24 protein-coding genes are annotated in these 25879 nt (G+C 73.6%); 14 read left to right on the plus strand and 10 right to left on the minus strand.

What is annotated here, in order from left to right:
• Positions 1 to 3: 3 nt before the first annotated feature.
• Positions 4 to 135, minus strand: coding sequence for a hypothetical protein (locus tag C9F11_RS49675; RefSeq protein WP_269078153.1), 132 nt, complete (start codon positions 133 to 135; stop codon positions 4 to 6).
• Between the two features lie 139 nt (positions 136 to 274).
• Here C9F11_RS49675 and C9F11_RS23945 point away from each other — a divergent pair, with 139 nt between their 5' ends.
• The 4 genes from C9F11_RS23945 (at position 275) to C9F11_RS23960 (ending at position 4089) form a co-directional block, all read left to right on the plus strand.
• Entirely contained in the window at positions 275 to 730 is a 456-nt protein-coding gene (locus C9F11_RS23945; protein ID WP_138961196.1) for an Lrp/AsnC family transcriptional regulator, read from the plus strand.
• 104 nt (positions 731 to 834) lie between these two features.
• Entirely contained in the window at positions 835 to 1998 is a 1164-nt protein-coding gene (gene mqnE, locus C9F11_RS23950; RefSeq protein ID WP_138961197.1) for an aminofutalosine synthase MqnE, read from the plus strand.
• A gap of 106 nt (positions 1999 to 2104) precedes the next feature.
• Positions 2105 to 2395 (plus strand): DUF4229 domain-containing protein, encoded by a 291-nt coding sequence (locus C9F11_RS23955; protein WP_138961198.1) that lies wholly within the window; start codon positions 2105 to 2107, stop codon positions 2393 to 2395.
• 353 nt (positions 2396 to 2748) lie between these two features.
• Positions 2749 to 4089, plus strand: a complete 1341-nt coding sequence (locus C9F11_RS23960; protein ID WP_138961199.1) for a dicarboxylate/amino acid:cation symporter — start codon at positions 2749 to 2751, stop codon at positions 4087 to 4089.
• Positions 4090 to 4210: 121 nt separating this feature from the next.
• Here the strand turns inward: C9F11_RS23960 and C9F11_RS23965 are convergent, their stop codons facing one another.
• Positions 4211 to 5041: a MaoC/PaaZ C-terminal domain-containing protein gene (locus C9F11_RS23965; RefSeq protein ID WP_138961200.1), complete on the minus strand. Its 831-nt coding sequence runs from the start codon at positions 5039 to 5041 to the stop codon at positions 4211 to 4213.
• A 125-nt stretch (positions 5042 to 5166) separates the two neighbouring features.
• A complete protein-coding gene (locus tag C9F11_RS23970; protein WP_138961201.1) occupies positions 5167 to 6489 on the minus strand; it encodes a 3-oxoacyl-ACP reductase in 1323 nt (440 codons plus the stop codon).
• A 289-nt stretch (positions 6490 to 6778) separates the two neighbouring features.
• Here C9F11_RS23970 and C9F11_RS23975 point away from each other — a divergent pair, with 289 nt between their 5' ends.
• Positions 6779 to 8302 (plus strand): alpha/beta hydrolase, encoded by a 1524-nt coding sequence (locus tag C9F11_RS23975; RefSeq protein WP_249401859.1) that lies wholly within the window; start codon positions 6779 to 6781, stop codon positions 8300 to 8302.
• A 58-nt stretch (positions 8303 to 8360) separates the two neighbouring features.
• Here C9F11_RS23975 and C9F11_RS23980 read toward each other — a convergent pair whose 3' ends face one another.
• Positions 8361 to 9230, minus strand: a complete 870-nt coding sequence (locus C9F11_RS23980; RefSeq protein WP_138961203.1) for a helix-turn-helix transcriptional regulator — start codon at positions 9228 to 9230, stop codon at positions 8361 to 8363.
• 259 nt (positions 9231 to 9489) lie between these two features.
• Between C9F11_RS23980 and C9F11_RS23985 the strand changes: the two genes are divergently transcribed.
• Complete coding sequence (locus C9F11_RS23985; protein WP_138961204.1) at positions 9490 to 10881, plus strand: MFS transporter; 1392 nt, start codon at positions 9490 to 9492, stop codon at positions 10879 to 10881.
• 86 nt (positions 10882 to 10967) lie between these two features.
• Here C9F11_RS23985 and C9F11_RS23990 read toward each other — a convergent pair whose 3' ends face one another.
• A complete protein-coding gene (locus tag C9F11_RS23990) occupies positions 10968 to 12152 on the minus strand; it encodes a lipase family protein (RefSeq protein WP_138961205.1) in 1185 nt (394 codons plus the stop codon).
• 99 nt (positions 12153 to 12251) lie between these two features.
• Positions 12252 to 13379, minus strand: a complete 1128-nt coding sequence (locus tag C9F11_RS23995) for an AraC family transcriptional regulator (RefSeq protein ID WP_249401860.1) — start codon at positions 13377 to 13379, stop codon at positions 12252 to 12254.
• A gap of 160 nt (positions 13380 to 13539) precedes the next feature.
• Between C9F11_RS23995 and C9F11_RS24000 the strand changes: the two genes are divergently transcribed.
• Positions 13540 to 15306 carry an AMP-dependent synthetase/ligase gene (locus C9F11_RS24000; protein WP_249401861.1) on the plus strand — a complete coding sequence of 589 codons (1767 nt, stop codon included), beginning with the start codon at positions 13540 to 13542 and terminating at the stop codon, positions 15304 to 15306.
• A gap of 117 nt (positions 15307 to 15423) precedes the next feature.
• On the opposite strand, the gene C9F11_RS24005 is transcribed toward C9F11_RS24000, so the two are convergent.
• Positions 15424 to 15738 (minus strand): AzlD domain-containing protein, encoded by a 315-nt coding sequence (locus C9F11_RS24005; RefSeq protein WP_138961206.1) that lies wholly within the window; start codon positions 15736 to 15738, stop codon positions 15424 to 15426.
• Positions 15735 to 16469 carry an AzlC family ABC transporter permease gene (locus C9F11_RS24010; protein ID WP_138961207.1) on the minus strand — a complete coding sequence of 245 codons (735 nt, stop codon included), beginning with the start codon at positions 16467 to 16469 and terminating at the stop codon, positions 15735 to 15737. Before C9F11_RS24010 ends, C9F11_RS24005 begins: the two co-directional genes overlap by 4 nt.
• A 190-nt stretch (positions 16470 to 16659) precedes the next feature.
• Here C9F11_RS24010 and C9F11_RS24015 point away from each other — a divergent pair, with 190 nt between their 5' ends.
• Entirely contained in the window at positions 16660 to 17175 is a 516-nt protein-coding gene (locus C9F11_RS24015; RefSeq protein ID WP_249402221.1) for an XRE family transcriptional regulator, read from the plus strand.
• A gap of 25 nt (positions 17176 to 17200) precedes the next feature.
• On the opposite strand, the gene C9F11_RS24020 is transcribed toward C9F11_RS24015, so the two are convergent.
• Positions 17201 to 18181 (minus strand): MurR/RpiR family transcriptional regulator, encoded by a 981-nt coding sequence (locus C9F11_RS24020; RefSeq protein ID WP_138961209.1) that lies wholly within the window; start codon positions 18179 to 18181, stop codon positions 17201 to 17203.
• 91 nt (positions 18182 to 18272) lie between these two features.
• On the opposite strand from C9F11_RS24020, the gene C9F11_RS24025 reads away from it, so the two are divergent.
• The 6 genes from C9F11_RS24025 to C9F11_RS24050 are packed head-to-tail and all read left to right on the plus strand — an operon-like array spanning position 18273 to position 24775.
• Positions 18273 to 19505, plus strand: a complete 1233-nt coding sequence (locus C9F11_RS24025) for a C45 family peptidase (RefSeq protein WP_138961210.1) — start codon at positions 18273 to 18275, stop codon at positions 19503 to 19505.
• The gene (locus C9F11_RS24030) at positions 19502 to 21193 is read left to right on the plus strand and encodes an ABC transporter substrate-binding protein (RefSeq protein ID WP_138961211.1); all 1692 of its coding nucleotides are present in this window, start codon (positions 19502 to 19504) and stop codon (positions 21191 to 21193) included. Before C9F11_RS24025 ends, C9F11_RS24030 begins: the two co-directional genes overlap by 4 nt.
• Before the next feature lie 18 nt (positions 21194 to 21211).
• Positions 21212 to 22159 (plus strand): ABC transporter permease, encoded by a 948-nt coding sequence (locus C9F11_RS24035; protein ID WP_138966927.1) that lies wholly within the window; start codon positions 21212 to 21214, stop codon positions 22157 to 22159.
• Positions 22156 to 23004, plus strand: a complete 849-nt coding sequence (locus C9F11_RS24040; RefSeq protein ID WP_138961212.1) for an ABC transporter permease — start codon at positions 22156 to 22158, stop codon at positions 23002 to 23004. Before C9F11_RS24035 ends, C9F11_RS24040 begins: the two co-directional genes overlap by 4 nt.
• Positions 23004 to 23951: an ABC transporter ATP-binding protein gene (locus tag C9F11_RS24045; protein WP_138961213.1), complete on the plus strand. Its 948-nt coding sequence runs from the start codon at positions 23004 to 23006 to the stop codon at positions 23949 to 23951. Before C9F11_RS24040 ends, C9F11_RS24045 begins: the two co-directional genes overlap by 1 nt.
• The gene (locus tag C9F11_RS24050; protein WP_138961214.1) at positions 23948 to 24775 is read left to right on the plus strand and encodes an ATP-binding cassette domain-containing protein; all 828 of its coding nucleotides are present in this window, start codon (positions 23948 to 23950) and stop codon (positions 24773 to 24775) included. The genes C9F11_RS24045 and C9F11_RS24050 overlap by 4 nt, the downstream gene beginning before the upstream one ends.
• Positions 24776 to 25400: 625 nt before the next feature.
• Here the strand turns inward: C9F11_RS24050 and C9F11_RS24055 are convergent.
• Positions 25401 to 25604 carry a cold-shock protein gene (locus tag C9F11_RS24055; protein ID WP_016645643.1) on the minus strand — a complete coding sequence of 68 codons (204 nt, stop codon included), beginning with the start codon at positions 25602 to 25604 and terminating at the stop codon, positions 25401 to 25403.
• Positions 25605 to 25879: the final 275 nt, after the last annotated feature.

A 25879-nucleotide genomic window follows, 5' to 3' on the forward strand; every position in this document is an offset into this window, starting at 1 on the left:
GGGCTAGCGCTTCTTCGCGCCCCGCGACTTCTTGGCGGCCTTGCGGGCCGCCGTGACGGACTGGTGGGCACGCGAGCGGTTGGCCAGGTCCTGAAGCTCGCGCATACGGGCGTAGGCCATCTCGATCGTGTACACGGGGAACACTCCTGAAGAATTCGAAGGATCGTCGTTGATCGGCTGAACATCCGGAAGATTCGCAGGGTCCGGACCCTGTTACGCCTTAGATTCTACACGTAGACTCGCGAAAACGCTAAATAATGAAAGGCTTCGACCTATGGATGCCGTGGACAGGCAGCTCATCCAGGCTCTGCGCGAGAACGGCCGTGCCTCCTACGCCGAGCTCGGGCGCCTCGTCGGTCTCTCCGGGCCCAGCGTCACCGACCGCATCAACCGCCTGGAGGCGGCCGGCGTCATCACCGGCTACCGCGCGACGGTCGACTCCGCGTCCCTCGGCCTCGGCGTCACCGCGCTGATCGGCATCTCGCTGTCCGACGCCGCCGACCACGAGGACGTCGCCCGGCGCCTGCGCGACCTGCACGAGATCGAGGACTGCTGGTTCATCGCGGGCGACGACTCGTACATGCTCAAGGTCCGCGCCAACGACGTGGACGGCCTGGAGAAGACCATCCGCCGCCTCAGCGGCACCAAGGGCGTCTCGCGGACGCGGACGACGATCGTCCTCTCCACCAAGTGGGAGAACCGGGTCGGGGAACTCCCGGAAGAGGTCTAGGCGCGCAGCGCCGTGAGGGGGCGCCTCCCGCCCGGAGGGCGGGGGAGTACCGTTGGCGGGTCTGTCACAGGTCGTCGGTCGTCGGAAAGTTAGAGGTACGGCACATGGACGCAGGGCTCAAGCGCGACCTTGAGCAGAAGGTCCGCTCCGGGGAGCGGCTGTCCCGCGAGGACGGCGTCGCCCTGTACGAGTCCGACGACCTGGCCTGGCTCGGCGGTCTCGCCCACGAGGTGCGCACCCGCAAGAACGGCGACGTGGTGCACTTCAACGTCAACCGGCACCTCAACATGACCAACGTGTGCACGGCCTCCTGTGCGTACTGCTCCTTCCAGCGCAAGCCGGGCGAGAAGGACGCGTACACGATGCGCATCGAGGAGGCCGTCCGGCTCGCCAAGGCGATGGAGGCCGACAACCTCACCGAGCTGCACATCGTCAACGGCCTGCACCCGAACCTGCCCTGGCGCTACTACCCGCGCTCGCTGCGGGAGCTGAAGGCCGCGCTGCCGAACGTCTCCCTGAAGGCGTTCACGGCCACCGAGATCCACCACTTCGAGACCATCTCCGGCCTGTCCGCCTCCGAGATCCTCGACGAGCTGATCGACGCCGGTCTGGAGTCGCTGACCGGCGGCGGCGCCGAGATCTTCGACTGGGAGGTCCGCCAGCACATCGTGGACCACAGGACCCACTGGGAGGACTGGTCCCGCATCCACCGCCTGGCGCACGAGAAGGGGCTGAAGACCCCCGCGACGATGCTGTACGGGCACATCGAGGAGCCCCGGCACCGCGTCGACCACGTGCTGCGGCTGCGTGAGCTCCAGGACGAGACCGGCGGCTTCCAGGTCTTCATCCCGCTGCGCTACCAGCACGACTTCGTGGACGTGCAGGACGGCAAGGTCCGCAACCGGCTCCAGGCCCGCACGAAGATGGCCTCCGGCATCGAGGCCCTCAAGACCTTCGCCGTCTCCCGGCTGCTCTTCGACAACGTGCCGCACGTCAAGGTCTTCTGGGTCATGCACGGCCTGGCCACCGCGCAGCTCGCGCTCCAGCACGGCGCGGACGACATGGACGGCTCCGTGGTCGAGTACAAGATCACCCACGACGCGGACAACTTCGGCACGCCGAACAAGCTGACCCGCGACGACCTGCTCGACCTGATCCGTGAGGCCGGGTTCCGCCCGGTGGAGCGCAACACGCGCTACGAGGTCATCCGCGAGTTCGCAGGGCCCGACCGGGAGCTGCGCGAGTCGCCGCAGCCGATGCGGTTCTGACCCGCCTCCTGCGGGGGCGGGTCGCCGTGCTTCACTGGAGGGGCTCGTCCGGCTCGGGCTGATTCGGGATGCTCGGGCCTAAGTCGGAACGGAAGAGTGGATTGACATGCTCCGCTACACGCTGATGCGCCTCGGGGTCTTCGCGGGCTGCTTCTTGGTCGTCTGGGGCCTCGTCTACTCCGGCATCGTGCCGCGCGGGCTCGGCGGCTCCAACCTCCTGTGGGTGGCGCTGCTCTCGCTGGTGGTCTCCGCGCCCATCAGCTTCGTCCTCCTGCGCAAGGAGCGCGACCGGGCCTCGGAGAAGGTCGTCGCGAAGGTCGACAACGTCAAGGCCAACCTGGAGCGCAACCGCACCCAGGAGGACGGCGCCGACGACGCCGCGCGTACCGCGCAGTAGTCGTCAGGTTCGTCACACCACACACGCCACGCAGCGAACCCCGGTACCGGAGCATGCCGCTCCGCTACCGGGGTTCTGCCGTTTCTGGGACCCTTGGGACCCCTCCTACCTCAAACAAGGGCTTTGATGTACTCAAAGTTCAAGTGTTAACGTGTTCGACATGAAGACAGCAGCCGCGCACCGCAACGCCATGAGCGTCCCGCTCGTGGCGCGCCTGCATGTCGATCTCTGCCGCTGCATGTCCGCGGCCTGTCGCGTCATCTGAACGACTTCGACATCTGCACTGCAGCGGCGCCCGTGACCTCTTCGGGCCGCCGCTCCTCACGTCCCCCGTCATTACCCGGAGTGTGTCCGTGTCCGCGAATTCCGCGTCCCCCACCGACGAGCCCCGATCCGGTTTCCGGATACCCAGGTTCCTCAAGGTGCCCTTCTGGGCCCAGATCCTCGGCGGTCTCGTCCTCGGCGTCCTGCTCGGCTGGCTCGCCCGCAGCCAGGACATCGGCTGGCTCGTCACCACCCTCTCCAAGGTCGGCGACACCTTCATCGGCCTGCTCAAGCTGGCCGTCGCCCCGCTGGTGTTCTTCGCCATCCTGATCTCGATCACCAATCTGCGGAAGGTCAACAACGCCGCGCGGCTCGCGACCCGGACGCTCCTCTGGTTCATGATCACGTCGCTGATCGCGGTCGTCATCGGCCTCGTCATCGGCCTGGTCACCAACCCCGGCGCGGGCACGGGCCTGACCCCTAAGGACGGCGCCAAGCCCGAGCACGAGGGCTCCTGGATCGACTTCCTCACCGGCATCATCCCGACCGACGTCATCACGCCGTTCACCGAGCTGAACGTCCTGCAGATCGTCTTCATGGCCGCCGTCGCGGGCATCGCCATCCTCAAGATCGGCGACGAGAAGGCCAAGCCCCTCCTGGACCTCAGCGAGTCCGTCCTCGCGCTGCTCCAGAAGGCCCTGTGGTGGGTCATCAAGCTCTCCCCGATCGGCACCGTCGGCCTCATCGGCTTCGCCATCGCCGACTACGGCTGGAACCTGATCAGCAAGTACGCCACGTTCACCGCGGACATCTACATCGGCTGCGCCCTGGTGATGTTCGGCGTCTACCCGCTGCTTCTCGCGTTCGCCGCCAAGGTCAACCCGCTCCAGTTCTTCAAGGGCGCCTGGCCCGCCATCCAGCTGGCCTTCGTCTCCCGCTCCTCGGTCGGCACGATGCCGGTCACGCAGAAGGTCACCGAGCGCCTCGGCGTGCCGAAGGAGTACACGTCCTTCGCGGTGCCGTTCGGCGCCACCACCAAGATGGACGGCTGCGCCGCGATCTACCCGGCGATCGCCGCGATCTTCGTCGCGCAGATCTTCGACGTGAACATGGGCATCAAGGAGTACCTGCTGATCGCCTTCGTGTCCGTCGTGGGCTCCGCCGCCACCGCCGGCCTCACGGGTGCCACGGTCATGCTGACCCTGACCCTGTCCACGCTCGGCCTGCCCATGGAGGGCGTCGGCCTGCTCCTCGCCATCGACCCGGTCCTCGACATGATGCGCACCGCCACGAACGTCGCGGGCCAGGCGCTGGTCCCCGTCGTGGTCGCGGCCCGCGAGGACATCCTCGACCGCGAGGCCTACGAGCACGCGTCGGCCTCGCCGCTCGACGACCCGCTGGACGACGGGCCGCTGCCCGCCGCCGCGTAGGCGAGCGCTCGCCCCGTACGGCCGTGCCCCGCATCCGGAACTCCGGTGCGGGGCACGGCCGTCGTCCGTGTGACCGCCCTCACCGGCGCGGCCGGGGCCCGTCGCTCGGGGGCGTTCCTGGTCACCGCCCCGCCAGCGGCTCCACCCGGCCGCGCAGGTGCGGGCGTCCCGTGCTGTCGCGCAGTTCGAAGTCCTGCCCCCGGCGGCCGTACGTGACGGTCGCGGGCAGCAGGACGGGGGCCCGGAACTCGGCGGTCACGCGGACCGGGCCGGTGTCGTCGAGCCCGTACTCCGCCAGGCAGCGGGCGAACGTCCACATGCCGTGGGCGATCGCGCGCGGGAAGCCGAAGGGGCGGGCCGTGAGCGGGTGCAGGTGGATGGGGTTGCGGTCGCCGGAGACGGCGCCGTAGCGGCGGCCCAGGTCGGCGGCGAGGCGCCACCGCGCGCCGACGGGCAGCGCGGGCTCTTCGCCGGGGCTCCGCCCGGGTGCCGCCGTGGTGGTGCGGTGGCGGGCGAGGTAGGTGCTGCGGGACTCCCAGGCGACCGCCCCGTCGACGGCCGCCTCCACGGTGAGGGTGGCCTCCGTGCCGCGGCGGTGTGGCGTCAGCTTCTCCACGTACGCCGTGCATGCGAGGTCGTCCGTGAGCCGGAGGGCGCTGCGCTGTACGACCTCGATGGAGGTGTGCACCAGGCCCAGCAGGGGCAGCGGGAAGGCTCCGGCGGCCATGAGGCGGGTGGTGAGCGGGAAGGCGAGGACGTGCGGGTACGGCAGGGGGAGGGTGGCCCCGGCGGGGGCGAACCCGCAGACCCGGCGGTAGGCGTCCACGCGGGCGGGTGCGATCCGGGCGCGGCCCTGCCGGCCCGGCGGGCCGGGGTGCCCGGTGCGCGGGCGCTTGAAGGGGGAGAGGAGGGCGCCCTTGAGCAGGGTGAGGGTGAGGGGGACCGGGGGCATGGGCGGCCTTTCGCGGGGGCGGGCTCGACGGTCGCTCGGCACCGGGGGCACCGCCGCGGTGCACCGGGCTCGCGGGGCGAGGCCGGGGCGTCGCGGGCGGGCACGGCCTGAGCGCGGCGGTGGCGTCACGCGCCCAGGAGGCTCTGGCCGCAGACGCGGATCACCTGGGCGTTGACTCCGCCCTGGGCCAGCCACGCCACCGTTTCGGCGACGTCGACGGGCCGGCCTCCCTGCGCGAGGGAGTTCATGCGGCGTCCGGCCTCGCGGATGAGGAGGGGCACGGCCGCCGTCATGCGGGTCTCGATGAAGCCGGGGGCCACCGCGTTGACGGCGATGCCGTGCTCGGCGAGGGCCCGGGGTGCGAGGGACCGGACCAGGCCGGTGACGCCCGCCTTGCTGGCGGCGTAGTTGGTCTGCCCGGCGTTGCCCGCGAGCCCGGCGATGGACGCGGTGGCGACGACGCTGCCGCCGCGCCGCAGCGTGCCGGACTTCAGGAGGAAGTCCGTGGTGCGCAGGACGCTGCCCAGGTTGACGTCGAGGACCGAACTCCAGCGGTCGGCGGCCATGTTGGCCAGGCGCCGGTCCCGGGTGATGCCCGCGTTGTGGACGAGGACGCCGAGGCCGTCGGGCAGGGCGGCGGCGATCCGCTCGCCCGCGTCGTCGGCGGTGATGTCGAGGGCCAGCGGGGTGCCGCCGACGCGCTCGGCGACGCGGACGAGACCGGTGCGCGCGGCGGGTACGTCGAGGGCGACGACGTGGGCACCGTCGCGGGCCAGGACCTGGGCGACCGCCTCGCCTATGCCGCGGGCCGCGCCGGTGACGAGCGCGGTGCGGCCCGCCAGCGGCCGGGCGGGATCGAGGAGTTCGGGCGCGTCCTCGTCGGGAGCGCTCAGGCCGGCCTCGATGGTCTGGCCGTTGACGTACGCGGACTTGGGGGAGAGCAGGAAGCGCAGGGTGGACTCGGCGGCGGGCGCGGAGGTGGTGCGGACGAGCGTCGCGGTGCCGCCCCGGCCCAGCTCCTTCGCGAGGGAGCGGACGAACCCGTCGAGGGCCTGCTGCGCGGCGGCCTGGTGGTGGTCGGCGGGGGAGGGCGGCGCGCCCAGGACGACGACGCGGCCGCAGTCCGCGAGCGAGGGCACCACGGGGTGCAGCGTGGCGTGCACGTCCACGAGGGCGGTGACGGTGGCGACCCCGGTCGCGTCCAGGACGACGGCGGCGGGGCGCCGGGTGCCCAACGGCCCGGTGTGCGGCGGGAGTCCGGTGCGGGTGAGCGTCTCGTGCAGACCGGGCAGCGGTACGTCGCCCGCCGTCAGGTGCAGCAACGGGCCCTCCAGCGCGGGGTGTTCGGGTGACCAGCGGCGCAGCGGCACGGGCCGGGGCAGGCCGAGCCTGCGGGTGAGGAACCGGCCGGGGGCGGTGCGGGTGAACGTCAGATAGCGGTCGGCCATGGCCCAGCTCCCAGGCTCGGTCGGTCTCGGCGGGGCGAGCAGGTGTCCGCCCGCTGTCCAACGGGCGCGCGGCTGCTTCAATTTACCCTTCAGTAAGGTTACTCAAGGGTCAGGAGCTGGTCGAGGGATACCGCCGAATCCCGGCCGGGATCGAAGCCGGGGCAGGGATGACTGCCTGACTGCATCCCTCCTGATCAGGGGCGATCACGGGGCGTAGCCGTGCTGGGGGGCGGGGTGCGGCCGGGGCGCCTAGCCTTGCGGAAGGGGACCGCACCTCTTGGAGGCAGCCGTGCGCATACCGGCGCTCACGGGCGTCACCGCCCTCGCCCTGGCCCTCACGGCCCTGCCCGCCACCACGACCGGAGCCGCGCCCCCACGGCCGGACCTCAAGCGCTTCTACGCCCAGAAGGTCAAGTGGGCCGCCTGCACGCCGGAGAAGCAGAACCTCCCGGAGACGGTCACGAAGAACGGGGACGTCCGCTGCGGCACGCTCACCGTGCCGCTCGACTACGCGCGGCCGGGGTCCGGCACCGTCGACCTGGCCCTGCTGAAGGTGAAGGCGAGCGGCAAGAAGCGCGGCTCGCTCCTGGTGAACTTCGGCGGCCCCGGCGGGCCCGGGGTGGCCGGGCTCGGGGCCGATCTGAAGGGCTTCGGGGACCTCGGCAAGCGCTATGACGTGGTGGGCTTCGACCCGCGCGGGGTGGGCCTGAGCGAGCCCGTGAGCTGCGGTGACGAACCGGAGCCCGAGGGGCTCGACAACCCCGACGACGCGGCGGCCGTCCTGGAGCAGCTGCGCAGGACCGCCGAGCGCTGCGCCAAGGAGTCGGGCCCCGTCCTCGAACACATCGGCACCGTGAACGTCTCGCGCGACATGGACGTCATGCGCGCGGCCCTCGGCGACAAGAAGCTCAACTACCTGGGCTTCTCGTACGGGACGCGGCTCGGCGCGGTGTACGCGGCACAGTTCCCGAAGAAGGTCGGGCGCATGGTGCTCGACGGGGTGGACACGCTGACGGAGCCCGTCGACGAGCAGGGGCTCGTGTCCGCCGAGGGACAGCAGACCGCGCTCGACAACTTCCTGCTGTGGTGCACGAAGAACGCCGGGTGCGTGTTCGGCAACGACTCGCGCCGGGCCCGGGAGACCATGGTGAAGGTCATCGAGGACCTCGACGCGATGCCGCTGCGCTCCACGGACGGCGAGGAGTTCACCGGGCAGGACGTGGTGAGCGTGATCGGCTCCGCCCTGTACAGCCGTCAGGCCTGGCCCGCCCTGTCGCAGGCGCTCGGCGCGCTGCTCGCCGACGGCGACCCGCGGGCGCTGCTGCGCGTCGGCGGCGCCGGGGGCATGGGGCGCCAGGACGTGCCCCAGGACAACGAGAGTGCCGCGCTCGCCGCGGTGAACTGCGCCGACGACCCCGACCGGCCGGACGCCCGCAAGGTGGAGAAGGAGATCGGGCGGCTCCAGCGGGAGTTCAAGGAGGCCTCGCCGGTCTTCGGCGAGCACAACCTGGCGCTCGTCCTGATGTGCTTCGGCTGGCCCGCGGGCACCTCGTACATCCGCAAGGACGTACGGGACGTCGACACGCCGAAGCTGCTGCTCGTCGGGACGCGGGGCGACCCGGCGACGCCGTACCGCTGGACGGTGGAGACCGCGGAGCGGCTCGGCTCGGCGGCGGTCGTGCTGGACAACAAGGGCGACGGGCACACCGGGTACTTCGGCTCCAAGTGCGTGAAGGCGAAGGTGGACGGGTTCCTGCTGTACAAGGAGCTGCCGAAGAACGGGAGTTCCTGCTCGGTGGAGTGGCGGGAGTGACCTCCGGCGGACCGGCGGGGGCGACTTCCCGCCGGAGTGACCTCCCGCGGGCCCGGTCCTAGCGCGTCCTCGGTGCGGCCGTCGTGCGGGCCGCGGAGTCCAGGCGAAGCAGCGCCGCCTCGTCGGGCGTGCCCGGCTCGGCCTGGTAGGTGACCAGGCGCTGGCCGCCGGTGCGGGCCAGGGACATGACCTCGTACGTGAGGGTCATCGGGCCGACCTTGGGGTGCGCGAAGGACTTGACGCCGCCGCCGCGCTCGCAGACCTCGTAGCGGTCCCAGAGGCGGGCGAAGTCGGGGGACTTGAGCATCAGTTCGCCCACGAGGGCGGTCAGGCGCGGGGAGTCCGGGTCGCGGCCGCCGACCGCGCGCAGATGCGCGATGGACAGGGCGACCGTCTCCTCCCACGGTACGTAGAGGGTGCGGCCCACGGGGTGCAGGAAGAGGTAGCGCACGAGGTTGCGCTCCTGCGCGGGCCAGTCCCACAGGCCCGGCATGAGGCGGCGGCCCGGCGCGTTCGCGGCGAGCATGTCGCTGTGCGGGCTCACCACGTACGCGGGCAGCGGGCGCAGCGCCTCCAGCATCCGGTGCACGGATTCGCGGACGGTGAACCCGTCGGTGGGGCGCGGTTCGGAGAGGCGGCCCGAGGCCAGCTCCGCCAGCTCGTGCAGCCGCTCGTGGGCGTCGCCGCGCAGGTGCAGGGCGCGTGCCAGGGCGTCGACCACGGCCGGTGACGGGTTGGACTCGCGGCCGCGCTCCAGGCGCGTGTAGTAGTCGACGCTGACCCCGGCGAGGGTCGCCAGCTCCTCGCGGCGCAGGCCCGGCGTCCGCCGGATGCCCGCCCCGGCCGGGAGCCCCGCGTCCTCGGGGCGCACCTGGGCGCGGCGCGCCCGCAGATAGCGGCCGAGCTCGGTCCCGCCGTTGCTGTTCATACGTTCATTGTCCCCGGCCCCGGGGTGCGGCGGGGGACCGGTGGGGGGCCGTGTCAGGGCCAGGAACACGGCGGTCTGCCGGGGACGGCGGCCAGGGCGGAGGCTGGTCCCGCCGCCGCTCCGCGCCGGGCCTTCGCCGCTCCGCGGCCCGGGGCCCTGCCGCTCCGCGGCCGCGCTCCGCCGCTCCGCGCCGGTCTCCCACCCGCCCGCTCCACTCCGCCCCGCCGCTCCACGAAGGCCCCCAGAGAGGACCTCCCTCATGGCCGCAACGCTCCACGCCCCGACCGCCCCCGCGGCCCCGCCAACCCCCCGAGCCGCCACCGCCCTCCTCGCCTCCCTCCTCGGCTTCACCGTCATCACCGTCGACGTCTCCGCCGTCAACATCGCCCTGCCGGACATCGGCTCCTCCCTGCACGGCGGCATGACGGGCCTGCAGTGGGTCGTGGACGCGTACACGCTGATGTTCGCGGCGCTGATGATCTCCGCGGGGGCGCTCGCCGACCGGGCCGGGGCGCGGCGCGCCTACGCCTGGGGCACCGCCCTGTTCACGCTCGCCTCGCTGGCCTGCGCCCTCGCGCCCGGCATCGGCGCGCTGATCGCCGCCCGGGTCGCGCAGGGGGCCGCGGCCGCCGTCGTGATGCCCGCCTCGCTCGCGCTGATCCGGCAGGCGTACGACGAACCGAGGCGCCGCGCCCGCGCCATCGCGCTGTGGACGGTGGGCGGCTCCGCCGCGATGGCGGCGGGCCCGGTGCTCGGCGGCGTCCTGACCCAGACGGTCGGCTGGCGCGCCGTCTTCCTGCTCAACCTGCCGCTGGGCGCCCTGATCCTGGCGCTGCTCGCCCGCACCGCGCCGTCGCCGCGCCGCCCGGCGCCGCTGGACGTGCCCGGCCAGCTCACCGCCGTGCTCGGCCTCGGCGCGCTCGCGTACGCCGTCATCGAGGGCGGGCACGCGGGCCCGACCAGCCCCTCGGTGCTGTTCGCGGCGGGGCTCGCGGTGGCCGCGGCCTTCGCCTTCCGGGCCGCCGAACGGCGCCACCCGGCGCCGATGGTGCCGCTGTCCCTGCTGCGCAAGGGCGAGGTCAGCGCGTCGCTGGCGGTCGGCTTCGCGGTCAACGCGGGCTTCTACGGGGTGGTGTTCCTGCTCGGCCTGTACCTCCAGCAGCTGCGGGGCATGTCGGCGGTGGCGGCGGGCCTGACGTTCGTACCGCTGGCGGTGCTCATCACCTCGACGAACCTGGTCTCGCCCAGGTTCGCGGAGCGGGCGGGCCGCCGCCCGGTGATCGTGACCGGCCAACTGATCCTGGCCGTGGCCATGTTCGCGCTGCTTCCGCTCGCGGCGGACACCCCGATGTGGCTGGTCGTCGTCCTGCTCGTACCGACCGGCATCGGCGGCGCGCTCGCCGTGCCCGCGCTGACGGCCCTGCTGATGGACGCGGTCCCCGGCCACCGCGCGGGCACGGCCTCCGGCCTCCTCAACTCGCTGCGCCAGACGGGCGGCGCGCTCTCGGTGGCGCTGTTCGGGGCGCTCATCGGCAGCGGCGGCGGCTTCTCGCTGAGCGGCATGCGGCAGGGGCTCGTGGTGGTGGGCCTGGTGCTCCTGGGCACGGCGGCGCTTTCGGTGTGGCGGCTGCCGAGGAGCGAGGCGCGGTGAGGCCCCGCCGCCGTGGACGCGCCGTCGCGAACGCGCCGCGTGGGCGGGGTCCGGGCCCGCGCGGCGCGTGTTCCACCGGGTCGGGGCTAGCAGTTGCCGGGGGCGGGCTTGCCGGCGAAGCGGTCGGCGAGCCACTGGGCCGCCAGGGGGGACTGGGTGATGACGCCGCTGACGTGTTCGCCGAGCGGGATCGTGTGCCACTCGACCTTCGCGCCCCGCGCGCACCAGTCCTCGCGGACCTGCTTGCCGACGCCGTACGGGATCAGCTCGTCGGCGAGCGCGTGGTAGAGGTACACCGGCGCGTCGGGGGCGCGCGTGCCGACCTGGGACTCGCGCAGCCGCTGGCGCCAGTCGGGCTGCTCCAGGGGGTTCTTGGTGGTCACGTCGCTGATCTTCTTGAAGGCGCCGAGGACCGAGCCGTCCGCCACGCAGCTGGTGCGCAGCGCGCCGATGAGGGACGTGCCGAGCGGGTTCAGGTACGACTCCAGGTCCAGCTCGGGGAACGCCGCGTTCTGGCCGATCGCCGCCATGAAGATCAGGCCCGCGCCGTACGAGCCGTCGTTGAAGGCGGCCACCTTCCGCAGATCGCCCGGCACGCCGCCGGTCGCCGTGCCCTTCACCTTCAGTTCGGGGGCGTACGAGCCGTGCAGCTCCGCCGCCCAGGAAGTGGCCTGGCCGCCCTGGGAGTAGCCCATGATGCCCACCGGGGAATCCGCCGACACGCCCGCGAGGCCCGCCTCGGGCAGCCGGATCGCGGCGCGGGCCGCGTCGAGGACGGCGTGGCCCGCGGAGCGGCCGACCGTGTACGTGTGGTCGCCGGGCGTGCCGAGGCCCTCGTAGTCGGTGACGACGACGGCCCAGCCGCGCAGGGTGAGCTGCTGGATGAGGTTGGCCTCGAGGGTGGTGCCGCGCGGGAAGCCCGCGCTCGGCGCGCACTGGTCGCCGACGCCGACCGTGCCGACGGCGTACGTGATCAGCGGGCGGGGGCCCGGGCGTCCGTCCTGCGGGACGATGACCGTGCCGGAGACGGTGTTCGGCTCGCCCTTCGCCGTCGTCGAGCGGTAGTGGATCTTCCAGGCCTTGGTGTTCGTGGGCTGCCCGGGCAGCGGGTGGAAGGCGCTGGGCTCGGTTTTGACGACGTCGCCGGGGGCGGCCGCGCCCCCGGGGGCGCCGGTGTCGTCCGCGTGGGCGGGGGTGGTGGCGAGCGTCGCGGCGGCCAGGCCCGCCGCCGCCGTCACCGCCAGCCATCTGAAGGACGTACGTACGTGCATGCGGGTCTCCCAACTGTGCGTGGGGGGGCTGGGTCGTTGGTCACCCAGACGCCGACGACCGTAGTGACCCGCGAGTAGGCGCGGGGCTGGCGGGAACGCTCAGCTTCGTTGACCGCCGGGACCACCGCCGTGCGCGGGACCACCGCCGTACGCGGTACCACCGCCGTACGCGGAACGACCGCCGTGCGCGGGACCATCGCCGTGCGCGGGGCCGCATCCGTCGCGGTACGCGTACCGGTACGCGCCCGGTGTCGTCCCCGTCCACCGCCGGAACGCCCGGTGGAACGCCGTGTCCTCCGAGAAGCCGAGCCGCGCCGCGAGGTCCGCGATCGGCTCCCGGCCCTCCGCGAGCCCGGCGATCGCCGCGTCCCGCCGCACCGCGTCCTTCAGTTCCTGGTACGACGTGGCCTCCTGCGCGAGGCGGCGGCGCAGCGTCGACGGGCTGAGCGCGAGGCGCCCCGCGATCTCGCCGAGCGAGGGCAGGCGCGGCGAGGCGCGCAGCGCGGTGGCGAGGGTCCTGCGCACCTGCTCGGCGACCGTGGTGCCGTAGTCGCGCCGCGAGAGCAGGTCGAAGGGGGCGCGGCGCAGCATCGCCGCGAGGGCGTCCTCGTCGCGCACGAGCGGCGCGTTCAGCCAGTGCGGGGCGAGCCCGGCGCCGGTGCGCTCGGCGCCGAAGCGCACGGGGCAGCCGAAGAGCAGCTCGTACTCGTCCTTGTGCGGGGGCGGCGGATGCCCGAAGTCGGCCCAGCGCAGCGGGATGCGGCGGCCGATCAGCCAGCTGCACAGCCGGTGCCAGATGATGACGAGGCACTCGGCGAGGAAGAAGTCCTGCTCCAGGTCGTTGCGCACGGTGAAGACGGCGGCGTCCGGGGTGCGGGTGAGGACGAGGTCGGGGCCGCCGGGGAAGAGCCCGTAGAAGGTGACCCCGCGTTCCATGGCCGCGCCGAGGTCGCGGCAGCCGAGCGCGGCGTAGCACATCATCGCGAAGGTGCCGGGCCTGCTGGGCGAGGAGCCGAGGCCGAGGAACTCGTCGTGCGTCGTCCGGTACAGCTCCCGGAAGAGCCGGGCGAACTGGGGCGCGGTGATCCGGGCGCGGTCGTCGCCGAGCAGCAGGGGCGGGATCTGGGCGGTCTGGAGCAGGGGCACGGTGTCGATGCCGCGCCGCTCCACGCCGCGCAGCACGGCCCGCACGTGGTGCACGGTGATCGTCCGCCTGGCCATGACCATGACGTTAGCCGCAGGGCACCTGCTCAAGAAGGGTGTGCCCGCCGGTGCGCGCGGGGTTGGCCGATTCACGGCGGGGGCGCGCGGTGGTGAGCGCACGGGTCAGCCGTGGTGACGTTTCGCGTCATGCCGTGCGGCCGGTCCGCGTCCCTAGCGTCGACGCATGACGGATCAGCTGACGCTCCGGCCCCCGACCCTGTCCGTGCTCGCGGAGTGGGCGGCGGACCGCCACGGCGCGCTGCCCGCCCTGCGGTTCAAGCGCGCGGGGCGGTGGCGGGAGGTGTCGTACGAGGACCTGCGGGCCGAGGCGCGGCGGGTGGGCCGGGCGCTCGTCGGCATGGGCGTGGCGCCCGGCGACCGGGTCGCGGTGCTCGCCGAGACCCGCCCCGAGTGGACGTACGCGCACCTCGGCGTGCTCGCGGCGGGCGCGGTCCTCGTGCCCGTGTATCCGACGGCGGGCGCCGAGGAACTGGCCTGGGTCCTCGGCGACTCCGGCGCCTCGGTGGTGCTGTGCGAGGACGCGGACCGCGTCGCCGAGGTGGAGCGGCTGCGCGGCGAACTGCCGGGGCTGCGGCGGCTCGTGGCGATGACGGACCCGCGGGCGTACGCGGACGCCGACGGGGTGAGCGGCGAGGTGCTGCTCGACCGGGCGGGCGGCCGCGGCCCCGCGGACCCCGCGACCGTCATCTACACCTCCGGCACCACCGGGCCGCCCAAGGGCTGCGTGCTCACCCACGGCAACCTCGGGGCCGTGCAGGACGCCTCGCTGCCGCTCATCGAGGGCGGCCCCGGCGACGCGACGTACCTCTATCTGCCGCTCGCGCACCTGCTCGCGCAGCTCATCGAGGTCACGACCCTCATCGAGGGCGGCACTGTCGTGTACTTCGGCGGCCGGATCGAGGACGTCGTCGCCGAGCTGGCCGAGGCCCGGCCGACGCATCTGCCGTCGGTGCCGCGCCTGTTCGAGAAGGTGTACTCGACGGTCCTCTCCCTCGCGGAGTCCCGGGAGGGCGGGGGCGAGCGCTTCGCGGAGGCGGTGCGCGTCGGCGTCCTCGCGGCGGACGGGGCGCTGCCGCCGGAGCTCCAGGAGGCGTACGAGGCCGCGGACGAGGCGCTGTTCGCGCCGGTCAGGCAGGCGCTCGGGGGCCGGGTGCGCTGGGCCCTCACCGGCGGCGCGCCGATCGCCCCGCACGTCCTGGACTTCCTGCGGGCCTGCGGCATCCAGGTCTTCGAGGGGTACGGGATGACGGAGTCCGGCGGCGTCATCAGCCTGAACCACCCCGGCGCGGTCAAGTACGGCACGGTGGGGCGGCCCATCGCGGGCTGCGAGGTGCGGATCGCGGAGGACGGGGAGGTCCTCGCGCGCGGGCCCAACGTGTTCCCCGGCTACCACGGCGACCCGGTCGCGACCCGCACGGCGCTCGACGCCGACGGCTGGCTGCATACCGGCGACCTGGGCGCCCTGGACGAGGACGGCTATCTCACCCTCACCGGGCGCAAGAAGGACCTCATCATCACCTCGGGCGGCAAGAACCTGACGCCCTCGCTGACCGAACTCGCCGTCCAGGCCTCGCGGTTCGTCTCCCGCGCGGTCCTCGTCGGCGACCGGCGGCCCTACCCCGTCGCGCTGATCACGCTCGACGCGGAGGAGGTCACGGGATGGGCGGGGCGCGCGGGCGTCACCCTCACCGAGCCGCTCGCGGCCGACCCGTCGGTCCGCGCCCTGGTCCAGGAGGCGGTCGACGGGGCCAACGCGCGGGTGTCGCGCCCGGCACGGATCCGCGGCTTCGCCGTCCTGGAAGAGGACTTCACGGTGGAGTCGGGGCTCCTGACGCCGAGCCTGAAGGTGCGGCGGCGGGCGGTGGCGGAGCGGTACGGGCCGGTCGTGGAGGAGCTGTACGGCGGGTTGCGGCGGGGCGGTGAGGCGTAGCGGGGGCCGCTTGTGCCGGACGGGCGGGGCGTAGCGGGGGCCGGGTGTCGGACGGGCGGGGCGTGGCGGTGCCGCCTGCGCCGGACCGGCGAGGCGTGGCAGGCGCCGCCCGGCGGCCTACGACAGGCCTGCGAGGCGCAGCAGGGCCGTGGCGCCCGCCGCGCCGAGGACCACCATCACGAAGGGCGCGCGCTTCCAGGCGAGCGCCGCCCCCACCAGGACTCCCGCCGGGCGCGACCAGCCCGCGAAGGCGTGCCCCTCGGTGAAGGCGCCGGTCGCGAGGAGCGCGACGAGGATCACGGTGGCCGCTACCGCCAACAACTCCTGTACGCGTGCGGGCAGTTCGACCCGGCCGTGGAGCAGCGGCCCGGCCAGCCGGAAGACATAGGTCCCGGCGGCCAGGGCCAGGACGCAGACGAGCTGGGCGTTCATGCCGCACCTCCGGCGGGACGGCGGCCCGTCGCGAGCAGGCCGAGGAGCGCGAGCAGCACGGGCAGGCCCGCGGGCAGCACCGGAGCCGCCGCGACGGCGAGCACCGCGCCGATGGCGGCGGCCCGGCGCGCGCCGCCGCCGGCGTCGCGCAGGACGGGCAGGACGAGGGCCACGAGCACGGCGGGGAAGGCCGCGTCGAGACCGAACCGGGCGGTGTCGCCGAGCGCGGAGCCGGCCAGTGCGCCCGCCAGCACGCTCGTGTTCCAGGCCACGAACAGGCCGATCCCGGATATCCAGAACGCGGCCCTGCGCCGCCGCGCGTCGGGCTGGGCCAGGACGAAGGCCGCCGTCTCGTCGGTGACCAGGTGCGCGCCCACGAGCCGCGCCGCCCAGGAGCGGCCCAGGCTGTCGGCCACGGCCAGGCTGAAGGCCGCGGTGCGGGTGTTGAGCAGCAGTCCGGTCGCGGCGGCGGCTGCCGCGCCGCCGCCCGAGGTGAGCACGGCGACCGCGCTGAACTGGGCGGAGCCCGCGTATACGAGCAGCGACATGGTGACCGGCACCCATACCGGCAGGCCGCCCGCGACGGCGATCGCGCCGAAGGAGACGCCGACGACGAGGTCGGCGAGCAGGACGAGGGCGATGTCGCGGAGCACGTCGGTGGGCAGGTCGGAGAAGCGGACGAACCCGGCTGTTCGCTCTGTCGGGTCATCCGTTCGGTGTGTCGAACGCATGCGCCGTAGGATGGTTCAGGGGGATCATGTTCGTCAAGGCGAACGAATGGACTGGTATGCCGAACGGTCGGGAGTCGTAACGGTGAGGACGGACCACAACACCGAAGGCGCCGGAGGTGCGGGAGGCGTCGAAGGCGGCGCGGAGGCCCCGCGCGCCCCGCGTGCCCCGCGCGAATGGGTCGCGGAGGCTCTGCGCAGGGAGCGGGCGCGCGCTGGGCTCTCCCTCTCCGAGCTGGCCAAACGCGCCGGAATCGCCAAGTCCACGCTGTCCCAGTTGGAGGCGGCGACCGGCAACCCGGGCATCGAGACGGTCTGGGCGCTCGCCGTGGCGCTCGGCGTGCCGTTCAGCGCGCTCATGGAGTCGCCCGCCCCCGCCGTCACCGTGATCCGCGCGGGCGAGGGCCCGACCATGCACGCGGAGCGCTCCTCGTACGCGGGCACGCTGCTCTCCAGGGGCCCGTCCGGCCTGCGCCGCGATATCTACCACGGCGCCATGGAGCCCGGCCCGGTGCGCGAGTCCGACCCGCACAACCCCGGCACCGTGGAGCACCTGGTCGTCTCCACCGGCCGCCTCCTGGCGGGCCCCCGCGACGAGCCGGTGGAACTGCTCCCCGGCGACTACATGGCGTACCGGGGCGATGTGCCGCACGCGTACGAGGCGCTGGTGCCGGGGACGACGTTCGTGCTGGTCATGCAGCACGTGTAGGGCGGGCCCGAGGTCCGGGTGAGGGCTATCCCTTGCGCGGCCGGGGGGAAAGCAGCTGCTCGCGCAGGGCCGTCAGCTGATGGGACGTGTCCACGGCCCTCGCCTCGTCGAGCGTGGTCAGCGCGAGGAGCAGGACGTCCGCCACGACCAGGGCGGTCAGCGCCTCGGTGGTGATCCCCGTGGGCGTGTGCGGGGCGGTGAGCACCGCGTCCACGCGCCCCCCGTACCGCTCGGCGAGCTCGTCCGTGACCAGCAGGACCCGCGCGCCCACCGCCCGTGCCCGCTCGATGAGCACGGAGAGCTCCGCCAGGTCCCGGCCCGGCTGGAAGATCACCACGGCGTCGCCCTGGCGCAGCGCGAGCAGGTGGTCGGCGAGCGCGAAGCCGGTCGCGCCGACGTACCGCGCGCGCCGGCCGACGCGGCCCAGGGTGAGGGCCAGATGGCGGGCGGCCAGCTCGGACGCGGCGACTCCGTACGCGTGGATCTCACCCGCGTCGGCGAGGACGCCGACGGCCGTGCGCAGCGCGTCGTCGGGGGTGAGGCGGCGGGCGTGCTCGATGCGCTCCTGCGCCTCGTCGAAGACCTCGTCCCAGATGCCGCCGAGGTCCCGGCCGACGTGCGCGATGCGCTTGGCGAGCCGCACCTCGGGGGCGACCGCCGCCGTGAAGTCCGTGGCGAGGTCGCGCTTGAGCGCGGGCAGGCCCGCGTAGCCGAGGCGCTGGAGGGCGCGGACCACCGTGGCGTTGCTGGTCCCGCTGGCCGAGCCGAGCTCCTGTGCGGAGGCGAAGAGGAGGGACTCGGCGGGCACGCTCGCCAGGTACTGGGCGACGGCGCGCTCGGAGGCGGACAGGGTCTCCCACTGCCCGCGCACGGCGGTGCGCAGCCGCGCTGCGCCGCCCGCGTCGTCCGGCCCGTCGGTCGGCCCGCCTGCCGGTCCGTCCGCCTCGCCCGCCGCTCTGTCCGGTCCGTCCGCCGCTCCGCCCTCCGGGGGCTCTGAAATCTTCATTACAGGTCTTGACTCCCGTGTGATGGACGTTACATGCTGGATGGCACGTTCCAAGCATCGAGCCTTTCGTAACCGACGTTACAGGAGAAGAATGGCCCCGCGCACCACCTCCGACCGATCCGCCCGGGTCCTCCCCGTGGTCGAGATCTCCGGCACGCCGACCGAGCGCGGCCGGCAGTACGGCGAGGCCGTCCGCCCCCAACTGCACGCGGCCCTCGGGTACTACGCGGCCGCGTTCGGCCAGTCGGCGGGTCTGACCTGGGACCAGGTGACCGCCCGCGCCGCCCGCTGGCTCAAGCCCGTCCGGGAGTACGCGCCGCATCTGGAGGAGGAGATGGCGGGCATAGCGGAGGGCGCGGGAGTGGACCTCCTCGACGTCCTCGCGTTGAACGCGCGCGGTGAGGTGATCTACGACAGATCCTTCAAGCGGATGGCGGCCCCCGAGGGCGCGGAGGGCGCGGCCACCGAAGCCGCGGCTGACGCCTCCACCGCGGCTGACGCCTCTGTCGAAGCCGCCGACGGCTGCACGTCCTTCGCGGCGTACGGCCCGGCCAGCGGCGACGGCCATGTGTACGCGGGACAGAACTGGGACTGGCGCGCCGGAGTGGCCGACACCGTGGTGATGCTGCGCGTCGTGCAGCCCCCCAGGCCCACCCTGATCATGCAGGTCGAGGCGGGCCAGATCGGCCGCCAGGGAGCCAATTCGGCGGGCATCGCGCTCAATGCGAACGGCCTGGGCGGGCGCTTCAGCGACGCGGTGGGCCTGCCGCAGACCGTGGTGCGCCGCAGCGTGCTCGACCAGCACGCCGTCACCGACGCCGTGGACGTGCTCTGCCGCACCCGCGCCCACATCGCGTCGAACGCGCTGCTGACCTGCCGCGAAGGCTTCGCCATCGACCTGGAGACGACCCCCGCGGGGCACGGCTGGATGTATCCGAAGGACGGCCTGCTCGTGCATGGCAACCACTACCAGGCGGGCGTGCCCGCCGCCCTCGCCCCCGGTTACCGCCCCCTGTCCCCGGACTCCCTGGTCCGCGTCCCGCGCGCGGAGGAGGGCCTGGCCGCCCTGCGCGGTGCCACGGGGCCCGACGAGTCGATCAAAATGATCAAGCAGGCGATGTCCGACCACCTGGGGCACCCCGAGTCCCTGTGCACCCACCCGGACCCGCGCCGCCCCGAGCTGCGGCGCTGGGCCACGCTCGTCTCCTCCTGCGTGGACCTCACCACCGGCGACTACCGCGTCACGGCGGGCACCCCCTGCGACCGCGACTACCAGCACCTTCCCTGGAACCTGTACGACGGCCCGTTCGGAGACCCCAGATGACGCACCCACCGACGCGACCAGCGAGCCCGACGGGCCCGGCCCAGGCCGCGCCACGGCGGGCCGCGCGCGCCGCCGCCGGGCTCCTCGCGGCGTCCCTGCTCGCGGCGGGCTGCGCCGGGGCCGACACCAACGCCCTCGGCGGCGCCCCCGCCGACGCCGCCAAGCTGACCCTGCGCGCCACCACCCCGCCCGCCCAGGGCCGCCTGGACCGGGCCGACTGGCTCCTGGAGGACGAGCCCGATTCGCTCGACCTGGACCGCCAGGGCGGCAGCGCGGGCCGCGTCGTCCTCACCAACATCTGCGAGCGGCTGTATCAGCTCCAGCCGGACATGAGCGTCGAGCCGTTCCTCGCCGAGAAGGCCCGCACGCCGGACGACCGCACCCTCGTCCTGACCGTCCGCGACGGCGTCACCTTCCACGACGGCTCGGAGCTCACCGCCGCCGACGTCCTGTGGAGCCTCAAGCGGCACGCCGCGAAGGACATGGAGCAGTCGGACGAGTTCGGCAACGTGTCCTCGATGCGCAGGACGGGCCCCCGCGAGCTGACGATCCGCTTCAAGGAGCCCGACGCCCTGTTCACCAAGGCCCTCGCCGGAGACGCGGGCATCGTGTGGAACCCCCGCCGAGTCACCGCCGCGGGCAAGGAGTTCGGCACCCCCGGCCAGGCCGACGCCTGCTCGGGCCCCTACCGCCTCAAGGAGTGGAAGTCCGGCGACTCCCTCACCATCGAGGCGTACGCGGACTACTGGGGCACCAAGCCCCTGACCCGCCGCGTCGTCTTCCGCTGGGCCTCCGACAGCGCCCTGGTCAACGCCCTGCGGACGGGCGCGGCCGACGGCACGTACGCCGAGTCGCCGAACACGGCCGCGGCCCTGCGCCGCGCCAAGAACCTGCGGCAGTACTACGGCCCCTCCACCGCCTCGCTCGTGCTCATCCCCACCGCGCGCGGCGGCCTCAAGGACCCCGCGATCCGCCGCGCCCTGTCCCTCTCCCTGGACCGCAAGGGCATCGCCAACTCCGGCTACGGCGGCCTCGTGCAGCCCTGGGCCGCCCCCGTCGGCGCGGGGGCCTGGGGCTATGAGCGGCCCCGGTTCGCCGCCGCCCAGAAGAAGCTGGGCGCCGCCGCCCCCGCGACCCCGACCGCCGACGACCTCGCCGAGGCCAAGAAGCTGGTCAAGGAGGCGGGCGCCCCCGACGACCCCGTCGTCATCGGCACCGACAGCAGCCAGGGCCGCACCGTCGTCGCCAACGCCACCCGCGCCGCGCTCCAGCGGATCGGGGTGCGGGCACAGATCAAGACCGTGCCGCCCGCGCAGTTCGAGGAGTTCTACAGCGACCCCCAGGCCCGCGACGGCATCGACGTCCTCGTCGGCGACTGGTACATCTCCAAGGCCGACCCCATGGGCTTCTACGACAACGGCCTGTCCGACTCCTCCAACAACTGGGTCGGCTTCAAGGACCCCGCGTACGACCGCCTCGTCCACAAGGCCCTCGCCACGCTCGACGACACCGAGCGCGCCCGGCTCACGACCGAGGCGCAGCGGCGGTTCGTCGACGCCGCCGTGTGGATCCCCGTCGCCCAGGTGCCGACGGCGCTCGTCCTCAGCGACCGGCTGACCGGACCGCCCTCCTCCCAGTCGTACCTCTACTACCCGTGGGCCGCCCGGCTGGGCGCGCGGAAAGGCTAGGCCGCCATGGGAAAGGGCATCGCCGTCCGTCTCGTACGGCGCCTCGCGGGCGTGCTCGCCACGCTCCTCGCCGCGTCGTTCGTCATCTTCGCCGCCGTGTACGCCGCGCCCGGCGACCCCGCCGTCTTCCTCGCGGGCGGCCGCGACAAGCTGACCCCCGAGCGCCTGGCCCAGGTGCGCGCCGAGTACCACCTGGACGAGCCGCTGGCCGCCCAGTACGGCCGCTGGCTGTGGGACTGCCTGCACCTCGACCTCGGCCGGTCCTTCAAGTACAGCGACCAGGTGTCCGACCTGGTGGCGGCCCGCTTCCCGACGACGCTCCAACTCGTCCTGTACGCCACCGTCCTGTTCGTCGTCCTCGGTGTGGGCGCGGGGATCCTCGCCGCCGTGAAGCGGTCCACCTGGGTGGACTCGGCGGTGGTCGGGGTCACGACGCTCGCCGCGTCGGTGCCGTCGTTCGTCGCGGCGATCGCCCTGGTGTCGTTCTTCGGCGTCCGGCTCGGCTGGTTCCCGGTGACCGGCAGCGGCGAGGGCTTCCTCGGCACCGTGCACCACCTCACGCTGCCCGCCCTGTCGTTGGCGCTCGGCGCGCTCGCCCTGGTCAGCCGCGTGACCCGGCAGGCGATGGTGGACGCGGCGGCCTCCGACCACGTGGCGGCGGCCCGCGCGTCCGGCGTGCCCGAGCGGGAGATAGTCCGCCGCCACGTCCTGCGCAACGCGCTGGGGCCCATCGTCACCATGTGCGGCCTGGTCATGGCGGGCATGCTCGCCGGCACCGTCGTCGTCGAGACCGCCTTCGGCCTCAGCGGCATCGGCTCCCTGCTCGTCGGCGCCATCAACACCCACGACTTCCCCGTGGCGCAGGCCGTCCTGCTCCTGATGGTCACCGGATACATCGTCGTCACCACGGCCGTGGACGCCGTCCACCCGCTGCTCGACCCGCGCGTGAAGGAGGTGCGCTCATGACCCTGACCCTCGGCGCTACGAACGCCGTGAAGGCGGCCGGGCCACGGCGCCCGGTCGGCGTCCTGATCGCGGGCACGCTCCTCGGTCTCGTCGTCCTCGCGGCCGCCCTCGCCCCCCTCCTCGCGCCCTACGCCCCGGACACCATCGACCTGTCCTCCTCCCTGGTGGGCACCGGCCGCGAGCACCTCCTCGGCACCGACTCCTCCGGCCAGGACCTGCTCTCCCGCGCCCTGTACGGCGCGCGGACCAGCCTGGTCGCGCCGCTCCTGCTGCTCGCCGTCGCCGGGGTGCTCGGCGTCACGCTCGGGGTGCTCGCGGCCTGGCGCGGCGGCTGGGTGGACACGCTCGTCTCCCGCCTCACGGACGTGATGTACGCCTTCCCGGGCCTGCTGTTCACCGTCCTGATCATCGCCGTGTTCGGCACCGGCACGACGACGTCCGTCCTCGCCCTCGGCCTGGCCTTCACGCCGACCATCGCCAAGTACACCCGTTCCCTGGCCCTGTCCGAGGCCCGCAAGCCCTACGTCGACGCGTACCGCGTGCAGGGCATGGGCGGCGCCCGCATCTGCGCCCGCCATCTGATACCGAACCTGGGCCGGTCCGTCCTCGGCTATCTCGTGGTCCTCTTCGGCGAGGCCCTGATGTCCCTGGCGACCCTCTCCTACCTGGGCTTCGGCGCCCAGCCCCCGTCCTGTGACTGGGGCCTGATGGTGCAGGAGGGGCAGGCGGCGATCGTCCAGGGCGCGATGCTCCCCGCCCTGGTGCCCGGCACCGCGATCGCCCTGGTCGTGGTCTGTTTCAACGTCGTCGGCGTCTGGGCCGCCGACCGCCTGGGGAGGCAGTGATGCTGCTCGACATCGACGACGTGACCGTGACCGTGCCGGGCGCCGCCCGCCCGCTCCTGGACTCCGTGTCCCTGCGGGTCGCCGAGGGCGAGGTGGTGGCCCTGGTCGGCGAGTCCGGCTCGGGCAAGTCGACGACCGCGCGGACGGCCCTCGGCCTGCTGCCGGACGGGGCGGGCGTCTCCGGTTCCGTGCGCTTCGACGGCACCGAGGTCCTCACCCTGACCGGCGAGCGGCTGCGCGCCCACCGCGCGGGTTCGGTCGCCCTGGTCCACCAGGACCCGCGCGCGGCCCTCAACCCGGTGCGCCGCGTCGGCGACTTCCTCACCGAGCGGGGCGCCACCCGTGCCGAGGCCGTCGCGCTGCTCGCCTCCGTCGGCCTGCCCGACCCCGAGCGCCGCGTGCGCCAGCGCCCGCACGAGCTGTCCGGCGGCATGCTCCAGCGGGTCGTCATCGCGGGCGCCCTCGCCGCCCGCCCCCGTCTGCTCCTGGCCGACGAGGCCACCAGCGCCCTGGACGTCACCACCCAGGCCGACATCCTCGCCCTGCTGCGCACCCTGCGGGCCGAGCACGGCCTGGGCCTGCTGTTCATCACCCACGACCTGCACCTGGCGGCGGCGTACAGCGACCGCGTGTACGTGATGTACGCGGGCCGGGTGGTGGAGGAGCGCACGGCGAAGGCCCTGTTCACCACCCCCTCCCACCCCTACACCCGCGGCCTGCTGTCCTGCTCCCCGACCCTGGACGCCCTGGAGGCCCCGCTGCGCCCGATCCCGGGCCGCCCGCCGTCCCTCGCGGACGTGTTCGAGGGGTGCGCGTTCGTGGAGCGGTGCGGTCAGGCGCGGCCGGAGTGCGGGACGTGGGACCCGGAGCCGGTGCCCCTGCCGGACGGGGGCGTGTCCGCCTGCCTCGCCGCGGGCACCCCTGTCGAGACCGAGGTGAAGCCGTGACGAAGACCGCCCTGCTCCAGGCCACCGGGCTGAGCAAGACCTACCCCCTGCCCGGCGGCGGCAGCCACCGGGCCGCGCACGACGTGGGCTTCGCGGTCCCCGAGGGCGGTTCCCTCGGCATCGTCGGCGAATCGGGCTCCGGCAAGACGACCGTGGCCCGCATGCTGGTGGGCCTCGTCCCTCCGGACCGGGGGGAGATCACCGTGGCGGGCCGCCGCCGCGAGCCCCGCACCCCGCGCACCTCCCGGGCCCGTCTCGCCAGGGCCAGGGAGATCCAGATGGTCTTCCAGGACCCGTACGTCTCCCTGGACCCGAGGCTCACCGCCACCCAGTGCCTCCGTACGGCGCTGCGCCTGCACGGCAAGGACGAGAGGGGCGGGGCGGCGGCCCGCGACCTCCTGGACCGCGTCGGTCTGGGCGCGCGCGAGGCGGACGCGCGGCCCCGGGACCTGTCCGGCGGGCAGCGGCAGCGCCTCGCGATCGCCCGGGCGCTGGCGGTCGACCCCCGGGTCCTGGTGCTCGACGAGGCCGTCGCCGCGCTCGACGTGTCGATCCAGGCGCAGATCCTCCAGCTCCTGCGGGAGATCCGGGAGGAGACGGGGGTGGCGCTCGTCTTCGTCAGCCATGACCTGGCGGTGGTGCGGCACGTGACGGACGCGGTGCTGGTGATGCGGCGGGGTGAGGTGGTGGAGCAGGGGCCGACGGGCCGGGTCCTCGCGGACCCGGAGCACGCGTACACGCGGCTGCTGCTGGCCAGTGTGCCCGGGGAGAACTGGGACCCGGCGGCGGTGTCCCGCACGCGGGAGGCGCTGCCCGCGCGCTGAGGCCCTCGCGGGGCGCCCCAGACCCGCCCCTTCCCGATCCCTGGGGCTGCCGCCCCCGTGCCCCCGCCTTTTCGGCGCTCCGCGCCTCGTCCTCGAACGCCGGACGGGCTGAGACGGCCGCCGGTTGCGCCCGGAGGGCCCGTGCAGATCCGTACCGGGGGCCGAGGCGGCAGCCCGCAGCCGGGATCCGGCGTGGCGTCTCAACAGCGGCCCTCCCGCGGGGCCACCCGCAGACAAGTTCCAGCGCACACCGGCCGCCCCCCCGTCCGGCGTTTGAGGACGAGCGCGCCAGCGCGATGAACGGCAACGGCGCCGCAGAGAACATCCAGCCCGCACCGGCCACCCCAGCCCGTCCGGCGTTTGAGGACGAGCGCGTCAGCGCGATGAATGACCACGGCGCCGCAGGGAACATCCAGCCCGTCCGGCGTTTGAGGACGAGGCCGTAGGCCGATGGGCCCGCGCCGGGAGGGGGCCCACCCTGCCCGAGGGAGCTGACCCGCCCAAGGCGCCCCCGCCAGAAAAAGGCAGGGGCCCCGGTGCCTCGCCGAAGCGAGGGCGCGGGGCCCCTTGGGTACTGCTTCCGTTGGATCAAGCCACCCTTACGGGAGGATCAAGCCGTCCCTGACTAGGCAGGGGTGACGTTCTCCGCCTGCGGGCCCTTCGGGCCCTGCGTGACGTCGAAGGTCACGGCCTGGTTCTCCTCGAGGGAACGGAAACCGCTGGCGTTGATCGCGGAGTAGTGAACGAAGACGTCGGGGCCGCCGCCTTCCTGGGCGATGAATCCAAAGCCCTTTTCGGCGTTGAACCACTTCACGGTTCCGGTAGCCATAAGCCCTCCTTGGGCCAAAGGGTTGCCCTGCTCCAGAACCTGCGATTGTTGAAACAACTGCAAAAGTCTGAAAACGACGAGAGCCTGCGGGTTACATGCTCCGCAGGCTCTGTACTGCAAGGGAAACCAAACTGCAACTTGCGGCGAGCTTAGCACGCAGGCACCCGGAAGCAATAGGGATCAAGATCACGTCACTCGGAGGTTTGACGGCCCCTCGCGCCGGGTTGACACGGGCCCGCCGAGGCCTTGGCGGAAGCCGCGGCGAAAGCCCGGGG

It is taken from the genome of Streptomyces sp. YIM 121038 (assembly GCF_006088715.1).
Taxonomy (GTDB): Bacteria; Actinomycetota; Actinomycetes; order Streptomycetales; family Streptomycetaceae; genus Streptomyces.